The organism is Shewanella sp. MF05956, from assembly GCF_059758055.1.
In genome coordinates this window covers 77,903-98,465 of the sequence record NZ_JCAYNV010000005.1, presented here as the reverse complement: position 1 = coordinate 98,465, position 20,563 = coordinate 77,903, and the positions used below count along the sequence as shown (strand labels likewise).

At 42.4% G+C, this 20,563-nt stretch carries 17 protein-coding genes; 15 read left to right on the top strand and 2 right to left on the bottom strand.

The window, feature by feature from the left end; genetic code table 11:
- The first annotated feature begins 240 nt into the window (after positions 1-240).
- From dacB to katG, 7 genes are all read left to right on the top strand, one after another.
- Complete coding sequence (gene dacB / locus AC19MX_RS07295; protein WP_498297358.1) at positions 241-1,887, top strand: D-alanyl-D-alanine carboxypeptidase/D-alanyl-D-alanine endopeptidase; 1,647 nt, start codon at positions 241-243, stop codon at positions 1,885-1,887.
- A gap of 129 nt (positions 1,888-2,016) precedes the next feature.
- The gene (locus AC19MX_RS07290) at positions 2,017-3,429 is read left to right on the top strand and encodes a TonB-dependent receptor (protein ID WP_498297356.1); all 1,413 of its coding nucleotides are present in this window, start codon (positions 2,017-2,019) and stop codon (positions 3,427-3,429) included.
- Between the two features lie 371 nt (positions 3,430-3,800).
- Positions 3,801-5,390 carry a putative bifunctional diguanylate cyclase/phosphodiesterase gene (locus AC19MX_RS07285; protein WP_498297354.1) on the top strand — a complete coding sequence of 530 codons (1,590 nt, stop codon included), beginning with the start codon at positions 3,801-3,803 and terminating at the stop codon, positions 5,388-5,390.
- A 176-nt stretch (positions 5,391-5,566) separates the two neighbouring features.
- A complete protein-coding gene (locus tag AC19MX_RS07280) occupies positions 5,567-5,860 on the top strand; it encodes a DUF2946 domain-containing protein (RefSeq protein WP_498297352.1) in 294 nt (97 codons plus the stop codon).
- Between the two features lie 96 nt (positions 5,861-5,956).
- The gene (locus AC19MX_RS07275; protein ID WP_498297351.1) at positions 5,957-8,119 is read left to right on the top strand and encodes a TonB-dependent siderophore receptor; all 2,163 of its coding nucleotides are present in this window, start codon (positions 5,957-5,959) and stop codon (positions 8,117-8,119) included.
- Complete coding sequence (locus tag AC19MX_RS07270) at positions 8,109-9,281, top strand: acetyltransferase domain-containing protein (RefSeq protein WP_432402089.1); 1,173 nt, start codon at positions 8,109-8,111, stop codon at positions 9,279-9,281. The genes AC19MX_RS07275 and AC19MX_RS07270 overlap by 11 nt, the downstream gene beginning before the upstream one ends.
- 332 nt (positions 9,282-9,613) lie before the next feature.
- Positions 9,614-11,800, top strand: coding sequence for a catalase/peroxidase HPI (gene katG / locus AC19MX_RS07265; protein WP_498297349.1), 2,187 nt, complete (start codon positions 9,614-9,616; stop codon positions 11,798-11,800).
- Positions 11,801-11,906: 106 nt separating this feature from the next.
- On the opposite strand, the gene pgm is transcribed toward katG, so the two are convergent.
- Together pgm and seqA are read right to left on the bottom strand one after the other, a co-directional pair.
- Positions 11,907-13,550 (bottom strand): phosphoglucomutase (alpha-D-glucose-1,6-bisphosphate-dependent), encoded by a 1,644-nt coding sequence (pgm, locus tag AC19MX_RS07260; RefSeq protein ID WP_498297347.1) that lies wholly within the window; start codon positions 13,548-13,550, stop codon positions 11,907-11,909.
- Between the two features lie 41 nt (positions 13,551-13,591).
- Positions 13,592-14,227 (bottom strand): replication initiation negative regulator SeqA, encoded by a 636-nt coding sequence (gene seqA / locus AC19MX_RS07255; protein WP_498297345.1) that lies wholly within the window; start codon positions 14,225-14,227, stop codon positions 13,592-13,594.
- Between the two features lie 295 nt (positions 14,228-14,522).
- Between seqA and AC19MX_RS07250 the strand changes: the two genes are divergently transcribed.
- From AC19MX_RS07250 to yfbR, 8 genes are all read left to right on the top strand, one after another.
- Complete coding sequence (locus AC19MX_RS07250) at positions 14,523-15,296, top strand: alpha/beta fold hydrolase (protein WP_498297343.1); 774 nt, start codon at positions 14,523-14,525, stop codon at positions 15,294-15,296.
- A gap of 99 nt (positions 15,297-15,395) precedes the next feature.
- The gene (locus tag AC19MX_RS07245; RefSeq protein WP_124014960.1) at positions 15,396-15,617 is read left to right on the top strand and encodes a DUF2788 domain-containing protein; all 222 of its coding nucleotides are present in this window, start codon (positions 15,396-15,398) and stop codon (positions 15,615-15,617) included.
- 6 nt (positions 15,618-15,623) lie between these two features.
- Positions 15,624-15,896, top strand: a complete 273-nt coding sequence (ybfE, locus tag AC19MX_RS07240) for a LexA regulated protein (protein ID WP_432402099.1) — start codon at positions 15,624-15,626, stop codon at positions 15,894-15,896.
- A 51-nt stretch (positions 15,897-15,947) separates the two neighbouring features.
- Positions 15,948-16,475, top strand: a complete 528-nt coding sequence (fldA, locus tag AC19MX_RS07235) for a flavodoxin FldA (protein WP_498297341.1) — start codon at positions 15,948-15,950, stop codon at positions 16,473-16,475.
- Positions 16,476-16,560: 85 nt separating this feature from the next.
- Positions 16,561-17,748 carry an elongation factor P maturation arginine rhamnosyltransferase EarP gene (gene earP, locus AC19MX_RS07230; protein WP_498297340.1) on the top strand — a complete coding sequence of 396 codons (1,188 nt, stop codon included), beginning with the start codon at positions 16,561-16,563 and terminating at the stop codon, positions 17,746-17,748.
- A gap of 49 nt (positions 17,749-17,797) precedes the next feature.
- On the top strand, positions 17,798-18,358 hold the full coding sequence (efp, locus tag AC19MX_RS07225; RefSeq protein WP_432402105.1) for an elongation factor P: 561 nt from the start codon (positions 17,798-17,800) through the stop codon (positions 18,356-18,358).
- Positions 18,359-18,634: 276 nt separating this feature from the next.
- On the top strand, positions 18,635-19,849 hold the full coding sequence (locus AC19MX_RS07220; RefSeq protein ID WP_498297338.1) for a pyridoxal phosphate-dependent aminotransferase: 1,215 nt from the start codon (positions 18,635-18,637) through the stop codon (positions 19,847-19,849).
- A 121-nt stretch (positions 19,850-19,970) separates the two neighbouring features.
- Positions 19,971-20,558, top strand: coding sequence for a 5'-deoxynucleotidase (gene yfbR / locus AC19MX_RS07215; protein WP_498297336.1), 588 nt, complete (start codon positions 19,971-19,973; stop codon positions 20,556-20,558).
- The last annotated feature ends 5 nt before the right edge of the window (positions 20,559-20,563 follow it).

Genomic DNA, 20,563 nt, shown 5'->3' with positions numbered 1-20,563 from the left:
CGATTCAAAATACAACATTTTAGCTAACGACACCCAAAGGTAAGCATAAATGGAATAGGTTTGCGCATATCGCGGCAATATATTTAAGCTGTGGGTGCAATAGTCGTATCAGCGAATAATTTGTTACGCTAAAATACCTAAACTGTGTAAAGCATTGATCATAATTGCACATTGACTAAGTTGCACGTTAACAAAATTGTACCTTGACTAAATCGCACGTTAACTAAGTTGTAGGCCTATATGCATTTACCGTTTTTAACGGCGTTACCCCACAATAAACCACAGCAGCCTCGTGTTACGCGTTTATGGACTTTTGTTGCCAGTTTAACTGTTATGGCGGCTCATGTTGTGATGGCGCCAGTTGCCATTGCAGAAATAACGGTACCGCAAAGCTTCGTCACTGAAGTCCCATTGGCCTCTGATGAGTCAGCGCCAAAACCGGCAGCACAATACCTAGAGAGCATGTTGCAGTTACTTAAACCTGCCTACTCTCAACTTGGTATTAGCGTGTGGGACATGACGACCCAACAAGCAGTATTTACTTACAACAACCAATCATTAATGCAGCCCGCAAGTATCCAAAAATTACTCACGGCACTAGCAGCAACTAAACAGTTAGGTCGTGGGTTTTACTATCAAACGCAATTGAGTACTTATGCCAGTTCCCCCCTCAATAAACAGCAGATTAAGAATGGCGTTTATCAGGGTGATATTTACATCGAGTTTAGTGGCGATCCAACATTAACGTATCAAGATTTACAGCAATTACTGACTTCACTCAAAAATTTGGGCATTAGAAAAATTGATGGCCAGGTGGTGTTAGTCAGCGATCAAGACAGCCAATTACAAGCACCAGGCTGGGTGTGGGACGATTTAGGCATTTGTTATGCTGCACCTATTTCACCGTTTATTATTGATAAGAATTGCGTTTATGGCCGTTTATCGACCACAGGCTACGACAAAACAGCCAGTATTAGTATGATGGGTAAACGCCCAATTAACATCACCAACGAAGCGTACTTTGTTAATCCGGTTGTTGCCAGCTCACAATACAAAGTCGCACCTGTTGGTTCGGTATACACACAGGCCAATAGCCAGCCTGCTTGCCAGCTCACACTGAGTCGCTTTGATAATAATCGTTACCACCTTAGCGGGTGTCACGTTGGCGCGAAATCACTGCCGCTAGCTATCGCCATTACTGAACCGGCGCTTTATGCCCAACATATCGTGGCTAAGCAACTTACCGCCTTAGGCATACAGCACAACGCACCGATGGCGTTGAGCCGCGCACAGCTCACACCGTCTGGCGGTCAGCGGCAATTAATTGCCAGTCATCACTCTGCCCCATTAACTGAATTGTTATCGACCATGCTATTAAAATCTGACAATTTAATTGCTGACAGTTTATTAAAAAAAGTGGGCGAAGCTTATTTTCAATCGCCAAGTGATTTTGCCCGCAGTAGTCAGGCCATGAAAGCCATTTTGTATTCGCTAGGGATTGATTTGGCCGATGCTAATTTAGCCGACGGCTCTGGGTTGTCACGGTATAATTTACTCAGTGCAGAGCAAGTATTAAGTGTATTAACCACGGTTTATCGAATGCCGGAATATCATTTTTTACTCGATACCCTGCCAGAGTCTGGCGTCAGTGGCACCTTGCGTTATAAACGCTACTTTAATAAATCACCGCTAAAAAATCATGTGTTTGCCAAAACTGGCAGCATGTTAGGCGTGGCCAATTTGGCCGGCAGAGTTAAAGCCAGCAATGGCCATGACTATTTGTTTGTGCTCATTGAAAACGGCTTGAGCCCACAAATTAAAAAACAACAAAAAGCGCCTTTTTCGGCCGTTTTTTTACAAACAATGTTAGATGTGCCCGTTAACTAATCGCCGTTAACACTCAGGCGTTGACACAATAAAACTCAATAATTTCAATCTAACACTGACAGATATAGACTGTTGCGATAACATTGCGGGCAGTGAGTAAACGTTAGTTGTAAATCGTGTGGAGATAATATGGATAAGCAAGTCAGTTCGCGTGGCACCAAAGAAAAAGCCCTTCGTCTCAATTTAGACGAAAAGAAATACGGCACTATTGTTGAAATTGGCGCAGGCCAAGAAGTAGCACGTAACTTCTTTGTCGCGGGTGCTGCAGCAGGAACGATCGCTAAAACCATGTCTGCCTACGATATGAAGTTCTCTGACGCGATTTACGGTGTCCAAGAAGATGGTCGTTATGTCAGTAAAGCCCGTGTACTTGCAATGATGGAACAAGAATTCGATCTTGTTGTCGATCGTGTTGGTGGGGTGCGTTCAAAATCATCACGTTATTTTAGTTATGCCACTACGGTATCGGCTAAAAGTTTTAATCGCAAAAATGAATGTCATGCCTGGTGTGGTGTGCGAATTCAAATGTACCCAGGTGCAGAGCCATCTAACATCATTGTCCATGTGCGCATGTTTGACGATACTGCTGAAGCTCAGCAACAAGCGTTAGGCATTTTGGGGGTCAACCTCATTTATGCCAGTTACTACTACTTTGAAGACCCAAAAATGATTATCGACTCGTTAACCGATAACATGAAAGCCAATCGTATTGAAATTGATTGCATTGATTTTCAAGGTCCGTATTTTGAAGACGTCGATAACCAGGCTAAAAACATCCACCTTATTCGTAGCTGGAAAACCCGTGCAATTATGTTCAAAGCGGACGGCACTGTCGCGGTACCTGCCGATATGCTTTACAAAAAGAACGTGTTAACCATTCGAGGTTCATTTAAACCTGTTACCAACCTCAATGTGGATATGATCCAGCAAGGCTACAAAGCCTTTTCGACACAAGAAGGTGTCACTGATAAAAATACCGTATTAATTGCAGAAATATCGCTCAATGACCTACACGGTAAAGATGCCAACATGTCTGAAAAAGACATTATGGAACGCGTTAAATTACTTAATTTATTAGGTTATAACGTGATGATTTCGGATTACACCCGTTACTTCTCATTACGCGCTTATTTCCGTCAATATACACAGCTACAAATTGGGATTGTGGTGGGTATTGTCAATATCAAACAAATTTTTGACGAAGAATATTACCGTGGTATGGAAGGCGGTATTCTTGAGGCTTTTGGTAAATTATTCCCTGATAACACCCGGTTGTTCGTTTACCCTGAACAAGATGAAAAAGGTGAAATCAATGATTTAAATACCCTCAGCGTGCCTAATAACTTACGTTACTTATTCCGTCATGTACTGGATAACGGCTTTATCACCAGTATTGAATCCAGTAATCCTGATTTGTTTAATATTTTTTCTCGTGAAATATTACAGCAAATCTGCCGTGGTCAAGGTGAATGGGTTGATGCCGTGCCTGAGGCTGTGGGTAAAGCGATTATGGAACAAAAGTTATTTGGTTACAGAGGCTAGTCAGCTCTATCCGTTAACAGGTTAACGATAAACGATGCGGTTATCTCAGTAATGGGGTAATCGCATCATTATTGTTAATATTCAAGCAACACCATGTAGGCAAAAAATCCTTTCTTACACTATAGTGATATCACTGTATTCAATCTCTGCTTAGCAGCCAACGTTCCAATATAAATGATTTCACTCAGCTTTATTGAAGCAATAAAATTACGAAGAATAGCAACCATACAAGGTAAACTGATTTAATCTCCTCCTTATGACTACACACTACTGACGACACGCTAGAATCAATACCCTAATTCGGATAAAACGTCCTTCTTGCGGTTTAGGTTATGTCGCTCATCACCGTTCATTGACACAGGAAATTACGATTGTTACAGATATTAGCTTTGTTAATGCTTGTATTAGGGATCGGATTATTAGTTTACAGCTTGCGAGCAGTAACTGACATTTGCCACAAAGACAATAGCCTAGGATGGCGAATACTGCGCTCACTCATTGTCTTTTTTATAATGGGTTATCTCGGCGTATTTTATTATTTGTGTGAGCATCATGAGATTGCGACGCCTGATATCATTTTTTGCGTGATCATGCTCTTTGGTGGTGGCTTTGTGGTATTGGTGACTCGCCTTAGCTTACTCAGCTTGCTAAAAGTAGAGAAGTTAGTCATTAGTGAGCGAAATATTGCTCTGCACGACAGTCTAACGGGCCTGCCGAATCGCAAATACCTGATGGACTCGTTAACCGAACAAGTCGCAAAAGGTAAACCATTTAGCTTATTATTAATTGATTTAAATCGCTTTAAACAAGTCAATGATGCATTGGGCCATTATTACGGCGACTTATTATTAATTGAGGTGGGTAAAAGTATCCAAGATCACCTGCCCCGTTCTGCGCAACTGTTCAGGTTAGGCGGCGATGAATTTGCGGTCATTGACACTCAAATCGACCCATCATTAATCGTTACCACCATAAACACTATCCACTTGGCACTCGAAAATGGCTTTTCAATTGAAACGTATGACTTACTTGTCGGGGCCAGTGTGGGGGTAAGCCATTATCCAAGCCAAGCTATAGAAATAGGTCAGCTACTGCAGCAAGCCGACATTGCCATGTACTCCAGTAAACATTTATCCGCTCCATTTTGTCTTTATGACCAAAGCCTTAATAGTAATGCGGTTGAAAAGGTCAACATCAGTGCTTTATTAAAGCAAGCCATTGAGTTACAAGAGTTTGAATTATGGTATCAACCAATTGTTAAAATGGATAATCAACAATTTTATGGTGTAGAAGCGTTGATAAGGTGGCCTCGGCCCGATGGCAGTTATTTTTGCCCTAGCCTATTTATCCCCATTGCTGAGCAAACTACGTTAATTAATCAGATTACCACCTGGGTTATGCTACAAGTGGCCAAGGACATGGTTTATTTTGAATCGCTGGGTTTAGCCTTATGTATTCACATTAATTTGTCCGCTAAAGATTTACACGACACTAAACTCGTGAATAAAGTCTCCACGCTAATCAAAAATAACCACACATCGCAAAAGGTGATGTTCGAAATCACAGAAAGTGCAATGATGATAGATGCAGAGCAAGCTAAGCAGACGATGAATTACATTGCCAGGTTAGGCGGTAAATTCAGTATTGATGATTTTGGGACTGGCTTTTCATCCCTTGAGATGTTGCGTGATTTGCCCATTCAGCAAATTAAAATTGACCGCTCATTTATCAGCAATATCCATCATCAAGATGCCGATCTTGCGATTGTAAAATCGGTGATTTATTTGGCCAAGCATTTAGCATGTACCGTGGTTGCCGAAGGCATAGAACACCAAGACACCGCAGACTTAATCAAATCATTGGGATGCGATTTAGCCCAAGGCTATTTTTTTGGCAAACCTATGCCAAAAGACGTGATAGGGGAACAATTGATTCAACCTATCCGCTCATCGGCCCATTAACCCTTTCCCACCCTTTTTGAATAAGCTGTTATACGCAGTCACAAGCCAAAGTTAGCTCGGTTAATCAAAGTTCGCTCGGTTAATGGAGTGCGTTAATCTGTAAATAATTATTTTTATCATTGCTAATGTAAATGCTAGTCATTTACAATCGCCAACCTAAAAACAAGGGGTCGGCATTGGCGTATCACAAAGACAATAAGCATTTTTTAGCACTGTGGCTCATTGCCATGGTGATTTTGCTGTCTGTCGCCTCATCGATCCACAGCATCACTCACATTGAAGACACGGCAAAACATCACAGTGTTCATTGCTCGTCGTTACATCAACTTCAAAATGTCATCACCTCAACTCCTTACATTGTACCTGTTATGGTGCAATCTTATGTGCGTCAACAATTCCAATTAATTTCATTTACCTCGCAGTTTACGCGTTTTTTTAATACTCGCGCTCCACCGCAAACAGCCTCATAAATTATTTAATTTTATCGATTAGCTTAACCAATTGTGTGGCATGAATGCCTTGCATTTGTTATGGCTCAATGTTGTTTGCTGTTTGTCGGAGAGACAATGAAAACCTTATTAAAACCAAACCTTTATTCAATTGGGGCTTGCACCCTATTTTCTGTTAGCGTCAATATCATGGCCGCTGAGTCTGAGTTAACACCTACCTTAACTCAAGCTAAGCCAGTGGCACAAAGTACAGCCGAGATAGAACGGATCAGTATTCACTATCGCCAGGCATATCGAGGCAATGTAGCAAGTCAGGAGCTTCCACAAGCGATAACCGTATTAGACAGCAGTTTGATTTCAGACACTGGTGTGACTCGGTTTCAAGAGTTATTGGATTTTTCATCCAGTATCGCCAGACAAAATGACGGTGGTGGATTATGGGACAGTTTTTCATTACGAGGATTTCCAGGAAATGAAAATATTCCCTCTGGATATTTAATCAATGGCTTTAATGGCGGCCGTGCATTCAGTGGCCACCGCGACTTGTCGAATGTTGAATACGTCGAAATACTAAAAGGCCCGGGGTCAGCACTTTATGGTCGTTCTGAACCGGGTGGCACCATCAACATCATTACAAAAAAACCACAATATGAAACCAGCGGTTTTCTTAAAGCATCGGCTGCCAGTGAAGATCAATATCGACTCGAAGGCGATTTCACCACAGGCTTAAGTGAAGACATCGCCTTTAGAATTAACGGTGCTTGGCAAGATTATGGCAGTTTTAGAGATGAAGTATTTAGCAATAAAAAGGTGGTTTCGCCATCTTTTCGTTGGCAAATAAATGACGACAGTTCGTTATTGTATGAAATGGAATACCTCAAGCAAGAGCAGTTATTTGATCGTGGTATCGTGGTTATCGACAACAATATCAATACCGTACCAAGGTCGCGTTATTTAGGCGATCCCAATGATGGTGCTACTGAGATTGAGGCACAAAGTCATCAGCTCACCTATGACAATCAACTCAATCAACAATGGTCTTTGTCTGCTGGCTACGGTTACCGTTATTCGACATTAAACGGCTTTTCTTCAGATGCGGAGCTAGCGCAAAGCCGCCAATCATTATATGACGACGGTGAAACCCTCACCCGCCAACATCGCTACCGTGACTATAACTCGGTCGATCATGCGGTGCGATTTGAGATCAGCGGTAGCGTAATGACGGGAAACATTAATCATAATTTGTTAGTGGGCGTTGATGCCTACGATTATCAATTATACACCGGGCTTTATCGCTACCGTGGTAGTAAAGGTGATTATGCAATCAATATCTTTCAACCGGTGTACAGCAATATTCAACCTGATGTCAGTCCTCTGTATCAAAAGCAAGAGCAGCAACATGCATGGGGCACTTACATTCAAGACCAAATGGATTTAACCGACAAATGGAAATTGCAGCTAGGCTTACGTTTTGATGCTTACGATCAACAAATTGACGATGCTGTCACCCAAATTGCGTCATCACAATCCGATCAACGGGTCAGTCCTAAAATCGGTTTAGTGTACGTTTACTCAGATGAACTCAGTGTTTATTCCGTGTATTCCGAAGGCTATTTACCCGTATCGGGTACCGATTATGCTGGCAGTGCTTTTGCTCCAGAAGAAAGTACCTCTGTCGAAGCTGGGATAAAGTTTATGACTCAATGGCGTCAAGATATGCCATTAACGGGTACGGTGGCGATTTTTGATGCCAAGAAAAGTAATATTTTAACCGCGGATCCTGTCAACGTAGGCTTTTCGGCCACCTTAGGTGAAGCGAAAAGTACAGGCGTTGAGGTCGACCTTGATGCCGATTTAACTGATAGTGTAACGGCAAAACTGTCTTACGCCTACCTGGATACCCGCACAGTCAATGAAGTGATTAACCCTGATTGGGGCGTGATGGTGAGTGCTGGCAGCAGATTAGTCAATGTCCCCAAACACACTGCCAGTGTGATAATTAAACAAGACTTATCCGTTTTTAATATTGATGGTAATGCCGGAATTAACTGGCGTTATGTCGATTCAAGACTTGGCGATGCTGTCGATCCTGAGTTTCAATTATCGGCTTACCAGTTAGTCGGGCTCTTTGTAAATAGCCGCCTTGATAACAATATCAATCTAGGCCTTGCCATCGAAAACCTATTTGACGAACATTACATCGCTAACAGTTACTCAGCATTATGGGCTGTACCAGGCGAACCGCGCAGTGTCAAAGTGAGTGTGTCTTATGAGTTCTAATCAGCAGGCTAATGCTATGGATGGCGCAATAAAAGCTAAACGGATCAGCAGTATTGATATGATGCGCGGCGCCGTTATGCTCATTATGTTATTAGATCACGTTCGTGAACGATTTTACCTGCACATGCAAGTAAGCGACCCGATGGATTTAAGCACCACGTCATGGGAATTGTTTGTCAGCCGCTTTGCTGCGCACTTCTGTGCACCAGTGTTTGTGTTTTTAACAGGCGTATCAGCCTGGCTTTATGCTAATCGAAACCCATTACAGCCACGCTCAGCACGGGAGTTTTTAATCAAACGTGGACTGTTTTTAATTGGGCTTGAAATACTGGTGATCAATATTTCTTGGATGGGCAACTACCATACCTTGTGGTTGCAGGTCATCTGGGTCATAGGTTTAAGCATGCTAACCTTAGCCGCGTTAATTAATTTACCGCGGCCAATCATGGCGCTGTTAGGATTTACGATAGTATTTGGTCATAATCTATTAACCCCAATTCAATTTATGCCAAATGAGTGGGGATATAGTGTCTGGACTATATTGCATGATCGCGGCTATTTAATTGCCGATGGCGCGTTAAAAGTCAAAATAAGTTATCCCGCACTGCCGTGGATGGGAGTCATTTTACTGGGTTATGCTGCCGGCCCTATATTTGCAAAATCATCACTCGCCAACAGCCGACAACGTAAATTGCTTCTGTTGGGGCTTGCTTGCTTAACTTTATTTATTATCTTACGAGGCGGCAATATTTATGGTGAAACCTTACCATGGCAATTGGGCTCCCATTTAGGTGAGTCATTAATGTCGATATTTAATTTAACTAAATATCCTCCTTCGTTAAGTTTTTTACTGATAACCCTAGGGGTGATGTTTATCGGTTTAGTGGGCTTTGAGCGCTTAAACAATCAGTTTGGCCAAGTACTGTCGACTTTTGGCTCTGTCCCCATGTTTTTCTATATTCTTCATTTGTATGTATTATTACTACTTTATGGGATCAGTAAATACGTGTTTGGCGCTAATCATGGTGAGCTGTTAGGCGTCGATAATATGGCTTGGGTTTGGCTGATAGCCCTAAGCTTAATCGTGCTTTTATATTATCCCGTAAAGCGATTTAGTGCCTATAAACAAGCCAGCAAGCAAGCATGGATTAAATATTTATAAGTAACATCAAGCCTCTGTGGTGTCAGAAAAAACTGGCACCACACGCTTTTCCTCTATCCTTTTTACCTGCCGACATTCATTGACAAGCCTTTACCATGCATCCATATGTTTAATGACCTAGATCATACTTCTGCTACAAGTAATTCTTTAATCTAATTTGTATATAACTGTACTATTATTAAACAGTTTTTGGGTGCATTTATGTGTATTAGTAAAACCGATTAAACAGATAGATAAAAGTTGCTTTAATTTGTCATCACACTCAGTTAGCCTGAAAAAGTAATCCAATGATGCTTAACGTTTAAACTATTTTAGTGATAAAGGAACATCTCATGGAAAAAGCTCAGCAATCGCTCGGTAAGTGCCCTGTCAATCATGGCGGTAATACCTCAGTATCAAATGATGTGATGGAATGGTGGCCAAAAGCACTTAACCTCGACATCCTTCATCAGCATGACAGCAAATCTGATCCTATGGATCCCAATTTCGATTATCGCGAAGCCTTCAAATCTTTAGACCTTGCAGCCGTTAAACAAGATCTCACTGCATTAATGACCGATAGCCAGGATTGGTGGCCCGCTGACTGGGGACATTATGGTGGATTGATGATCCGTATGGCTTGGCATTCTGCCGGCACCTACCGTATTGCTGACGGCCGTGGCGGCGCTGGCACAGGTAACCAACGTTTTGCTCCACTTAATAGCTGGCCAGATAATGGCAATTTAGATAAAGCGCGTCGTCTTTTATGGCCTATTAAAAAGAAATATGGCAACAAACTTTCATGGGCTGATTTAATCATTTTGGCCGGTACGGTTGCCTATGAATCAATGGGTTTAAAAACCTTTGGTTTTGCTGGTGGACGTGCAGATATTTGGCACCCAGAAAAAGACATCTACTGGGGCTCTGAAAAACAATGGTTAGCGCCAAGCGGTTCAGAACATAGCCGTTATTCTGGTGAACGAGACCTTGAAAATCCACTTGCAGCCGTGATGATGGGCTTGATTTACGTTAACCCTGAAGGCGTTGACGGTAACCCTGACCCAATTAAAACCGCACACGATATTCGCATTACCTTTGCCCGTATGGCAATGAATGACGAAGAAACCGTTGCCCTTACCGCGGGTGGACACACTGTAGGTAAGTCACACGGAAATGGCCGTGCAGAAAACTTAGGCCCCGATCCTGAAGGTGCTGAATTAGAAGATCAAGGCTTAGGTTGGTTAAACAAAACCAGCCGCGGTATTGGCCGAGACACTGTAACAAGTGGTATTGAAGGTGCATGGACCACTAACCCAACACAATGGGATAACGGCTACTTTGAGCTATTACTGAATTACGATTGGGAATTGACCAAAAGCCCAGCAGGAGCCTGGCAATGGAAAGCTATCGATCTTAAAGAAGAGCACAAGCCAGCAGACGTTGAAGACCCGTCAATTAAAGTCGAACCCATGATGACAGATGCAGACATGGCAATGAAAATGGATCCTGAATATCGTAAGATTTCAGAACGTTTTTATAAAGACCCTGCCTACTTCTCAGACGTCTTCGCCCGTGCTTGGTTTAAATTAACACACCGTGATTTAGGTCCTAAGAGTCGTTACCTTGGTCCCGATGTACCTGCTGAAGAGTTAATTTGGCAAGACCCTGTGCCGCAAGTGGATTACCGTTTAACGGAGCCAGAAATCAGTGAGTTAAAAGCGAAAATTTTAGCCAGTGGTTTGTCGGTTGCCGAGTTAGTGTCAACCGCATGGGACAGCGCACGTACTTTCCGTGGATCAGATTTCCGCGGCGGCGCAAATGGTGCCCGTATACAGCTTGTGCCTCAAAAAGATTGGCAAGGCAATGAACCCGCAAGACTGCAAAAAGTACTCAGCGCATTAACCACGATTAAAGCAGGATTAACCAAACCAGTAAGCATGGCTGACTTAATTGTACTGGGCGGCACTGCAGCGGTTGAACAAGCGGCTAAAGCTGCTGGCGTTAATATCACTGTGCCATTCACAGCAGGTCGTGGTGATTCAACCCAGGAGCAAACCGATGTTGAGTCATTTGAAGTGTTAGAGCCGCTTCACGATGCATATCGTAACTGGCAAAAGAAAGACTATGTTGTGCAACCAGAAGAAATGATGTTAGACCGCACTCAGCTTATGGGCTTAACCGCGCATGAGATGACAGTATTAGTAGGCGGTATGCGCGTGCTGGGCACTAACTACGACAACACTCAACACGGAGTATTTACTGACAACGTTGGCGTGCTTTCAAACGACTTTTTCGTAAACTTAATCGACATGTCAAACACTTGGAAACCTGTCGGCAAAAACGAGTATCAAATTGTTGAACGCAGCACAAATAAAGTGAAGTGGACCGCAACACGGGTTGACTTGGTCTTTGGTTCAAATTCAATTTTACGCGCTTACGCTGAAGTGTACGCCCAAGACGATGCAAAAGAGAAGTTTGTACAGGACTTCGTTAACACGTGGACAAAAGTGATGAATGCCGATCGATTTGATCTCGCATAACCCTCACTGTTAAACACAAAAAAAGCACTGATTATTCAGTGCTTTTTTATTTTTGATTAAAAGTTCAACCGCAAACTTAACCTATTATGAGCAAACTAGATCAGCCTTAACCTTTTAACGCTGAATCAATCATGGTTTGCGCCTGGGAAATAATACTCTCAAGATGCTGCTGACTAATAAAGCTTTCAGCGTAGATTTTAAATAGCGCTTCAGTGCCAGATGGACGAGCCGCAAACCAACCGTTTTCGGTGGTCACTTTAATCCCGCCTATCGCTGCATTATTACCCGGCGCATGGCTTAAAATCGCAGTAATGGTTTCACCCGCCAGCTCAGTATCGGTAAAACTCTGCGCGTTAAGTAATTCAAACTTGGCTTTTTTCTTAAGGCTTATTGGGCTATCGATACGAGTATAAAAACTTTCGCCAAATTGGTCGGTTAGCTCTTTATAACGCTGCGCCGGTGTTTTACCCGTCACCGCTAATATTTCAGCGGCTAACAACGCTAAAATAAAGCCGTCTTTATCAGTACACCAAGTGCTGCCGTCACGTTTTAAAAACGCCGCGCCGGCACTTTCTTCACCGCCAAAGGCAATCGTGCTTTGGGCTAAACCATCAACAAACCATTTAAAGCCGACTGGCACTTCTAAACATTGACGGCCTAATGCAGCACAAACGCGATCTATCATTGCGCTAGAGACCAATGTTTTACCTACCGATAATGATTCAGACCATTGTGGACGATGAGTCATTAAATAATCTATCGCCACGGCTAAGTAATGGTTCGGATTCATTAAGCCAAAACCTGGGCAAACAATACCGTGACGGTCATAATCTGGGTCGTTACCGACGCACAAATCATAATCTTCGCTGAAGGCTAGCAAGCCTGCCATGGCATAAGGAGACGAGCAATCCATGCGAATTTTACCGTCTTTATCCAGCGGCATAAAACCAAAGGTCGGGTCGACTCTGTCATTAACCAAAGTAATATTAAGCCCATATTGCGCAGCAATGTGTTCCCAATAATAAATACCTGAGCCACCAAGGGGATCGACACCTAAACGAATATTGGCTTTTTTAATCGCATCCATGTCTATCACTTGTGCAAGTGACTCAACATACGGCGCGATAAAGTCTACCTCATCAATCCAGCCCGATTTTACCGCAACACCGTAATTGACTTTTTTAACCCCTGAAAGCTGATTAGCTAAATACTCATTGGCTTTGGTTTCGATGATTTTAGTGATGTCACCTTCAGCTGGGCCACCATGAGGAGGATTGTACTTAATGCCACCATCTTGTGGAGGATTGTGCGACGGAGTAATAATTAACCCATCGATTAACGCGGCAGGTGCTGTCGAATTTGCACGAACAATGGCTTGCGACACCACAGGGGTAGGTGTAAAACCATCGTCTTTTTGAATAAGCATTTTGACTTGATTTGCTGTTAATACTTCAACCACCGACATAAATGCAGCATAAGACAAGGCATGGGTATCAAAACCGACAATCATCGGCCCGGTTATGCCCGCTGATTGACGATAATCAACAACCGCTTGGGCAATGGCCCAAATGTGATTTTGGTTAAAACTGGCATTAAATGCACTACCGCGATGGCCAGAGGTACCAAATGTCACTTTTTGCTGTACGTCTTCCACGTTGGGAATAATACGATAATAGTGACTCATCAATTTAGGGATATTCACTAAATCCGTTTGTAAAGCTTGCTGTCCTGCGCGTTGATGAATAGCCACAAGTGGTCTCCTACGAGTAAATTAACGGGTTGATGACAAACTTAAATATATTCTGCAATGGTGCGGGCGTATTCACTGTCGCAACCTAAATGCTCTAATACCTCAATAAAGATGGCTTGCTTTTTGGCGGTATTATTATTGGTGGTTACCCAAAAGCCACTGGCACCAATCTCTTTAGGATTTGAAGACGGGCTCGACTCTAATAACGCTTGTTTTGAACGGGCAAAATACAAACGTCCTTTACCTTGAATATCGAGCACTTTAGTAAAGTCGCTACCCGTTGCAGCTTGTAAATTACCAAGCAACCACATGAAACGACCCACTGCCCCTTTTTGTTGGGATAATAAATGTTCATTAACGATAGATTTAAATTCAATACTGCTAACAATCGCGTCTTGCTCGTTTTCAAGTTCAGGTTCTACTTGTGCCGCAATCACTTTTTCAACCGCCGCTTTAGCCTGATTAAATAACTGACTACGTTGGCTCTGGGATTCGCTCACCGCTACAGGTTCAGTTTCAAGGCTTGGTTCGCTGATGGCCTCGGGTAAATCGACCACTACGGTTTCCACTGACAAATGCAATAAACGACGTAAAATATCCGAAGCGCTCTCGCCGATGCGTTCAGTCTTGCTGGCAATAAAGCGATAAAGTTCTTCATCAATTTCAATGTATTTCATCAGAGTCATCCTTATTCTTCTATTTGTCTTAGGCTCAACGTTACGTTAAATCTCGTTAAACACGCGATCGCCGATCAAATTTTTACGCAGCGATCAAAATATAGCTTCAGTGTAAGCCAAGCTTAACCTACTAATAAAGTAGCAAAATCATTTAATGGCGCATATTCGCTAAAATTTATTATTTCACGGGTAAAATTACAGCAATTATGGTTCAGACGGTCAGCAAAACTTGATTTGCTTAACCCATTGCCGCAAAATTCAGCCAAATTGATTGTTGTCACGAGTTTATCGCGTTATGCATTATATCTCTCAAGGTCAAGGTGAAGCCGTCCTGCTGATTCATGGATTATTTGGCAACCTTGATAACTTAAAAAACCTCGCTAGTGTATTACAACAAAACCATCAGGTTATTCGCGTTGATGTGCCTAATCATGGATTAAGCGAGCATTGGGACAACATGGATTACCCGTCTCTTGCCAATGCGATGGTGGATTTATTAGACCAATTGCAGATCTCTGGCGCACATGTTGTAGGCCATTCTATGGGCGGAAAAATAGCCATGGCCATGGCGTTATTACATCCAACGCGAGTAAAAAGTCTGGTGGTAGCCGATATTGCACCTGTGGCATACGAACCGCGTCATCAAACCGTGTTTGCAGCGTTAACCAGTTTAGTCTTTGACGAACATACCAGCCGTAAATCGGCATTGGCCCATTTGATCAGCTCAGGTATTGATGAAGCAACGTCTCAATTTCTATTGAAAAACCTGCAACGTACTGACACAGGTTTTGAATGGAAGATGAATCTTGATGGTCTAATTCATTGTTACCCGCGTATTATTGGTTGGGATTTGCCTATTAGCTCTGATGTGCATTTTGACAAGCCAACACTGTTTATACGCGGCGGCGAATCGAATTATGTTACTGCAGAACACCGTGATGAAATTGTCCGTCAATTTCCTCAAGTGACCGCAAAAACCTTAAATGGCACAGGTCATTGGCTGCATGCTCAAAAGCCTGAGATATTCAATCGTATCGTGGCTGAGTTTATTGAGCAAAACCAAGGGTAAATTTTAATAATTTACTGTTTTGCACATACCCAATTCTGACACGATGTGATATATTCGCGCCCTCTTTTCGCCAGACATGACTAAAGCGAAGGTAGAAGTATGTTAAATCAGTACATGGATCAAATTGAAGCCGTTGGGCTTAACTTGTTTTTTGCGTCGATATTCTTTTTTATCGGCATGGCAATCCATGATGTGCTTAAACAAGGTGATGTCCCTAAATTTGGTCGATATATTGTTTGGGCAGTGTTATTTCTCGGCTGTGCCGGGTTTATTGCAAAAGGTATTATACAGATGACCTGGGAAGGCTCTGGGATCGGTTAAAATACAATGGCAAAAGAAACAACAGATAGAACGACTATTGACCTTTTTGCCAGTGAAACACGCCGAGGGCGTCCGAGAAGTAACCCACTTTCTCGGGAACAGCAATTAAAGATCAATAAGCGTAACCAAATTCAGCGTGATCGCGCTAACGGTTTAAAGCGAATAGAGTTAAAAGTGTCACAAGATTTGTATGATGCCTTGAACCAACAAGCTTTGAACAGTAACATCAGCCGTAGCCAGTTAATCGAATTTATTCTGCAACAGCAACTCGACAACTGAGACGTTTTTAGAACATCGCACAACGCGAACTAGATATTTAAAGGATAGACAATGGCAACTGTAGGTCTTTTTTTCGGTAGCGACACAGGTAACACCGAAGCTGTAGCCAAAATGATCCAGAAAAAACTGGGCAAAAGCATGCTCGATGTTAAAGACATCGCTAAGAGCACCAAAGAGCAAATCGCTGAATACGACTTGCTTATGTTTGGCATTCCAACTTGGTATTACGGCGAAGCGCAGTGCGATTGGGATGACTTTTTCCCTGAGCTTGAGCAAATCGACTTTACCGATAAGTTAGTGGCTATTTTTGGTTGTGGTGACCAGGAAGACTATGCAGAATACTTCCTTGACGCAATGGGCATGATACGTGACATTGTTGAAGCTCGCGGTGGTATTATCATTGGTCACTGGCCATCTGAAAGCTATAATTTTGAAGCCTCTAAAGGCATGGCAGACGACAAGCACTTTGTAGGCTTAGGGATTGATGAAGACCGTCAACCTGAACTTACTGAAGAGCGTGTTGATGGCTGGGTTAAGCTAATTTATGAAGAAATGTGCTTAGCAGAATTAGCAGATTAATTCTGGCTTTACCCAACAAAAAAGCGGCATTTGCCGCTTTTTTACTATTCAAATTTTACATTAATGATGTACTTCACCTCTATTTATGACCACAACAGATCACACTCAACGCGTTAAACACTGGGACATCTTTTGCACTGTTGTCGACAACTATGGCGATATTGGAGTGACCTGGCGCTTAGCTAAGCAATTGGCGGCTGAATACCACATCCCGGTAAACTTATGGGTAGATGATTTACACAGTTTCTCACATATTTTACCGAACCTTAATCCTGTACTTTGCCAACAAACGTTTAATCGTGTGAATATATTTCAATGGAATAACCCATTAGATATAGACTATCAAGCCGGCGAAGTCATTATCGAAGCCTTTGCTTGTGAATTACCTGAACAGGTAAAGTCGGTCATTGAACAATTACATAAACAACCGCAAAGCTCAGCGCCACACTGGTTAAACCTTGAATATTTAAGTGCCGAAAATTGGGTAGACGGTTGTCATGGTTTACCTTCAACACAACCAAGCGGTGTTAAAAAGTGGTTTTATTTCCCCGGTTTTAACCCAAAAACAGGCGGGCTAATTTGCGAGCAACACCTCTTTAAAGAGCGTGACCTATGGCAAGCCAACCCCAATAATAAAATGGGTCTCTTTGACCAACTAGGTCTGAGTGGCATTAATGTTGATGACACTGTCATTAGTGTGTTTAGTTATGAAAGCCCGGCGTTAACCGCATTAATGGCCCAATGGCAAACATCAGCCAAACCAATACATGCGCTAATACCTAAAGGTCGTAGTTTAACCAGCTTAGCCTCATTTTTCCCCTGCGATGTTAATCATTTGATGCCCGGTCAGCAATTTAAGTTCGGTAATCTCACTCTGCATATTTTACCCATGACCGACCAAACAGGCTTTGATCGCTTGCTATGGAGCTGTGATTTTAATATTGTGCGCGGTGAAGATTCGTTTTTACGGGCACAATGGGCCGCAAAACCCTTTATTTGGCACATTTACCCCCAAGAAGATGATTATCATCTAGTAAAATTACAAGCTTTTATGAAGATTTACTGCGATAATCTTGCGGCAGAAATATCGACCGCTTGGTGTGAGGTGAATTTGGCCTTCAATCAAGGTGATCAACATGCCGTAGTGAACTACTGGCAACAATTAAATTCTGTTATTTTGCCATTACAGCAACATGCGCTTAATTGGCCAAATAACGCATTAAATGATGCAGATCTTGCGAGTCGACTAGTTCAATTCGTTAAAAATAGCTAAGATACTGCTCTGTAAATATAAAAAGTCCATATATATAGGAAATAGTACAATGAAAACTGCTCATGAAATCCGTCCTGGTAACGTGATCATGTTAGATGGCAGCCCATGGGTTGTTCAGAAGACTGAGACAACTCGTTCTGGCCGTAACGCTGCAATCGTTAAGTTAAAATTAAAAAACGTATTGCTAGACTCTGGCACTGAACAAACCTTTAAAGGTGAAGACAAATTAGACGATATTATTTTAGAACGTCTTGATTGTACTTACTCATACTTCGCTGATCCTATGTATGTATTCATGGATGAAGAATACAACCAATACGACGTTGAAGCTGACAATCTAGGTGATGCTGCTGCGTACATCGTTGATGGTATGGAAGATCAGTGCCAAGTGACTTTCTACAACGAGAAAGCCATTTCTGTTGAATTACCAGTTCACATCGTACGTGAAGTTATTTACACAGAGCCTTCAGCTCGTGGTGATACTTCAGGTAAAGTAATGAAGCCAGCTACCATCACTGGCGGCGGTACTATTACTGTTGCTGATTTTGTTAAAGTGGGCGACAAGATTGAAATTGACACTCGCACAGGCGAGTTCAAAAAGCGCGTTTAATCGCCAGTTAATTTGAGTCTCAGCTGAAATAGCCATAACTCAAGTAAACGCTCTAAAAGCCAGCATACGTGCTGGCTTTTTTGTCTCTACACATTCCATAAACACTAAAACCAACCAACCAAACAGCATAAAACACTAAAGCAAAGGCTTAATTACCCTCATAAATAGCATGAACGACTGATATTATTATTCAATTTGCTCGCTTGCCCCTTTCACAAAGTCAATAAATTCGTTATGGTTCGCTAACTTAAGCCGTATTTAGTTATTGAGAGTAGTATGCGACCCATTATCAAATCCAATAAACTTGACTCTGTTTGCTACGACATTCGTGGACCAGTACATAAAGAAGCCCGCCGTTTAGAAGACGAAGGTCACCGTATCTTAAAATTAAATATCGGTAACCCGGCCCCGTTTGGATTTGAAGCCCCAGAAGAAATCGTGCGAGACGTAATTTTAAACCTGCCAAGTGCGCAAGGTTATTGCGAATCCAAAGGCTTATTCTCCGCCCGTAAAGCCATTGTGCAACATTACCAGGCACAAGGTATTTTTGGCGTGGATATAGAAGATATCTATATCGGTAATGGTGTTTCAGAGCTCATCGTGATGGCCATGCAAGGATTACTTAACACCGATGATGAAGTGCTTATCCCCTCTCCTGACTATCCTTTATGGACAGCTGCAGCAAACCTTGCTGGCGGCAAAGCGGTGCATTATCGTTGTGATGAAGAAGCCGATTGGTTTCCGGATTTAGATGACATTAAAAGTAAAATCAGCAGCCGCACGCGCGCCATTGTGTTAATTAATCCTAATAACCCAACCGGCGCAGTGTATAGCGAAGAGTTGCTGTTACAGGTCATCGAGTTATGTCGCCAGCACGACCTAATATTATTTGCCGATGAAATCTACGACAAGATTTTATACGACGAAGCAAAACACATTCCTGCAGCACGTTTGTCTGACGATATTTTAACCATCACCTTTAATGGCCTATCAAAAGCCTATCGTGCTGCTGGCTTCCGTGTGGGCTGGATGATGTTATCAGGCAATTTAAAAGCCGCCAAAAGTTACATTGAAGGCTTAGAAATGCTCGCCTCAATGCGTTTGTGTGCCAACGTGCCCAATCAACACGCGATACAAACTGCACTGGGTGGTTATCAGTCTATTAATGAGTTGATACTCCCCAACGGCCGCTTAACCATTCAACGAGACGCGGTATACGAGTTACTCAATCAAATTCCTGGCGTGAGTTGTAAAAAACCCAAAGGCGCCCTGTATGCCTTTCCTAAATTAGACATGAAAAAGTTTAATTTACGTGATGATGAACGCCTAGTGCTCGATTTACTGAAAACCAAAAAAATCCTCTTAGTGCAAGGCACCGCCTTTAATTGGCCCGAACCCGATCACTTACGCGTGGTCTTTTTGCCGCACAAAGCCGACTTAACCAAAGCGTTAAATGAGTTTGGCGACTTTTTAGAAGATTACCGTCAATAACGTCTGTGAAGACTGGCGACAACTAAAACACTAAGCGACTGAACAGTCGCTTTTTTTTATCCTCTAGCTCAGGTAAGCTGAGATGTGAATTACAGATTATGCATTTAATGTAAGGATTATCATGAGTCATCTTTTTGCCCACTTAGCCCGCATGAAACTTATCCAACGTTGGCCGTTAATGTACAACGTTCGCCGCGAAAACGTCCAAGAACATTCATTACAAGTGGCCATGGTTGCACACGCATTAGTGATTATTAGTAATAAAAAATTCGCCACCGATTTAGACCCTAATCAGGCCGCGACCATTGCGATTTATCATGACGCCAGCGAAATATTAACGGGTGACTTACCCACTCCCGTTAAATACTTTAATAAAGAAATCGAAGCCGAATATAAAAAAATTGAAGCCATTGCCGAACAGCGTATGCTTGAAATGGTACCCGATGAATTTAAAGAGGATTATCGAAGCTTATTTATCAGCGAAGCCGCGGATCCGCAATACAAAGCGATTGTGAAAGCCGCTGACACGCTATGCGCCTATTTGAAATGTTTAGAAGAACAAAAAGCCGGTAACAGTGAATTTAACAGCGCACGTAAGCGTTTAGAACACATACTTGATGACAATCCCAATCCTGCGGTGCACTATTTTAGAGACTGTTTTATTCCAAGTTTTACCCTGAATTTAGATGAAATTAACCAAATGCTGTAAGGATA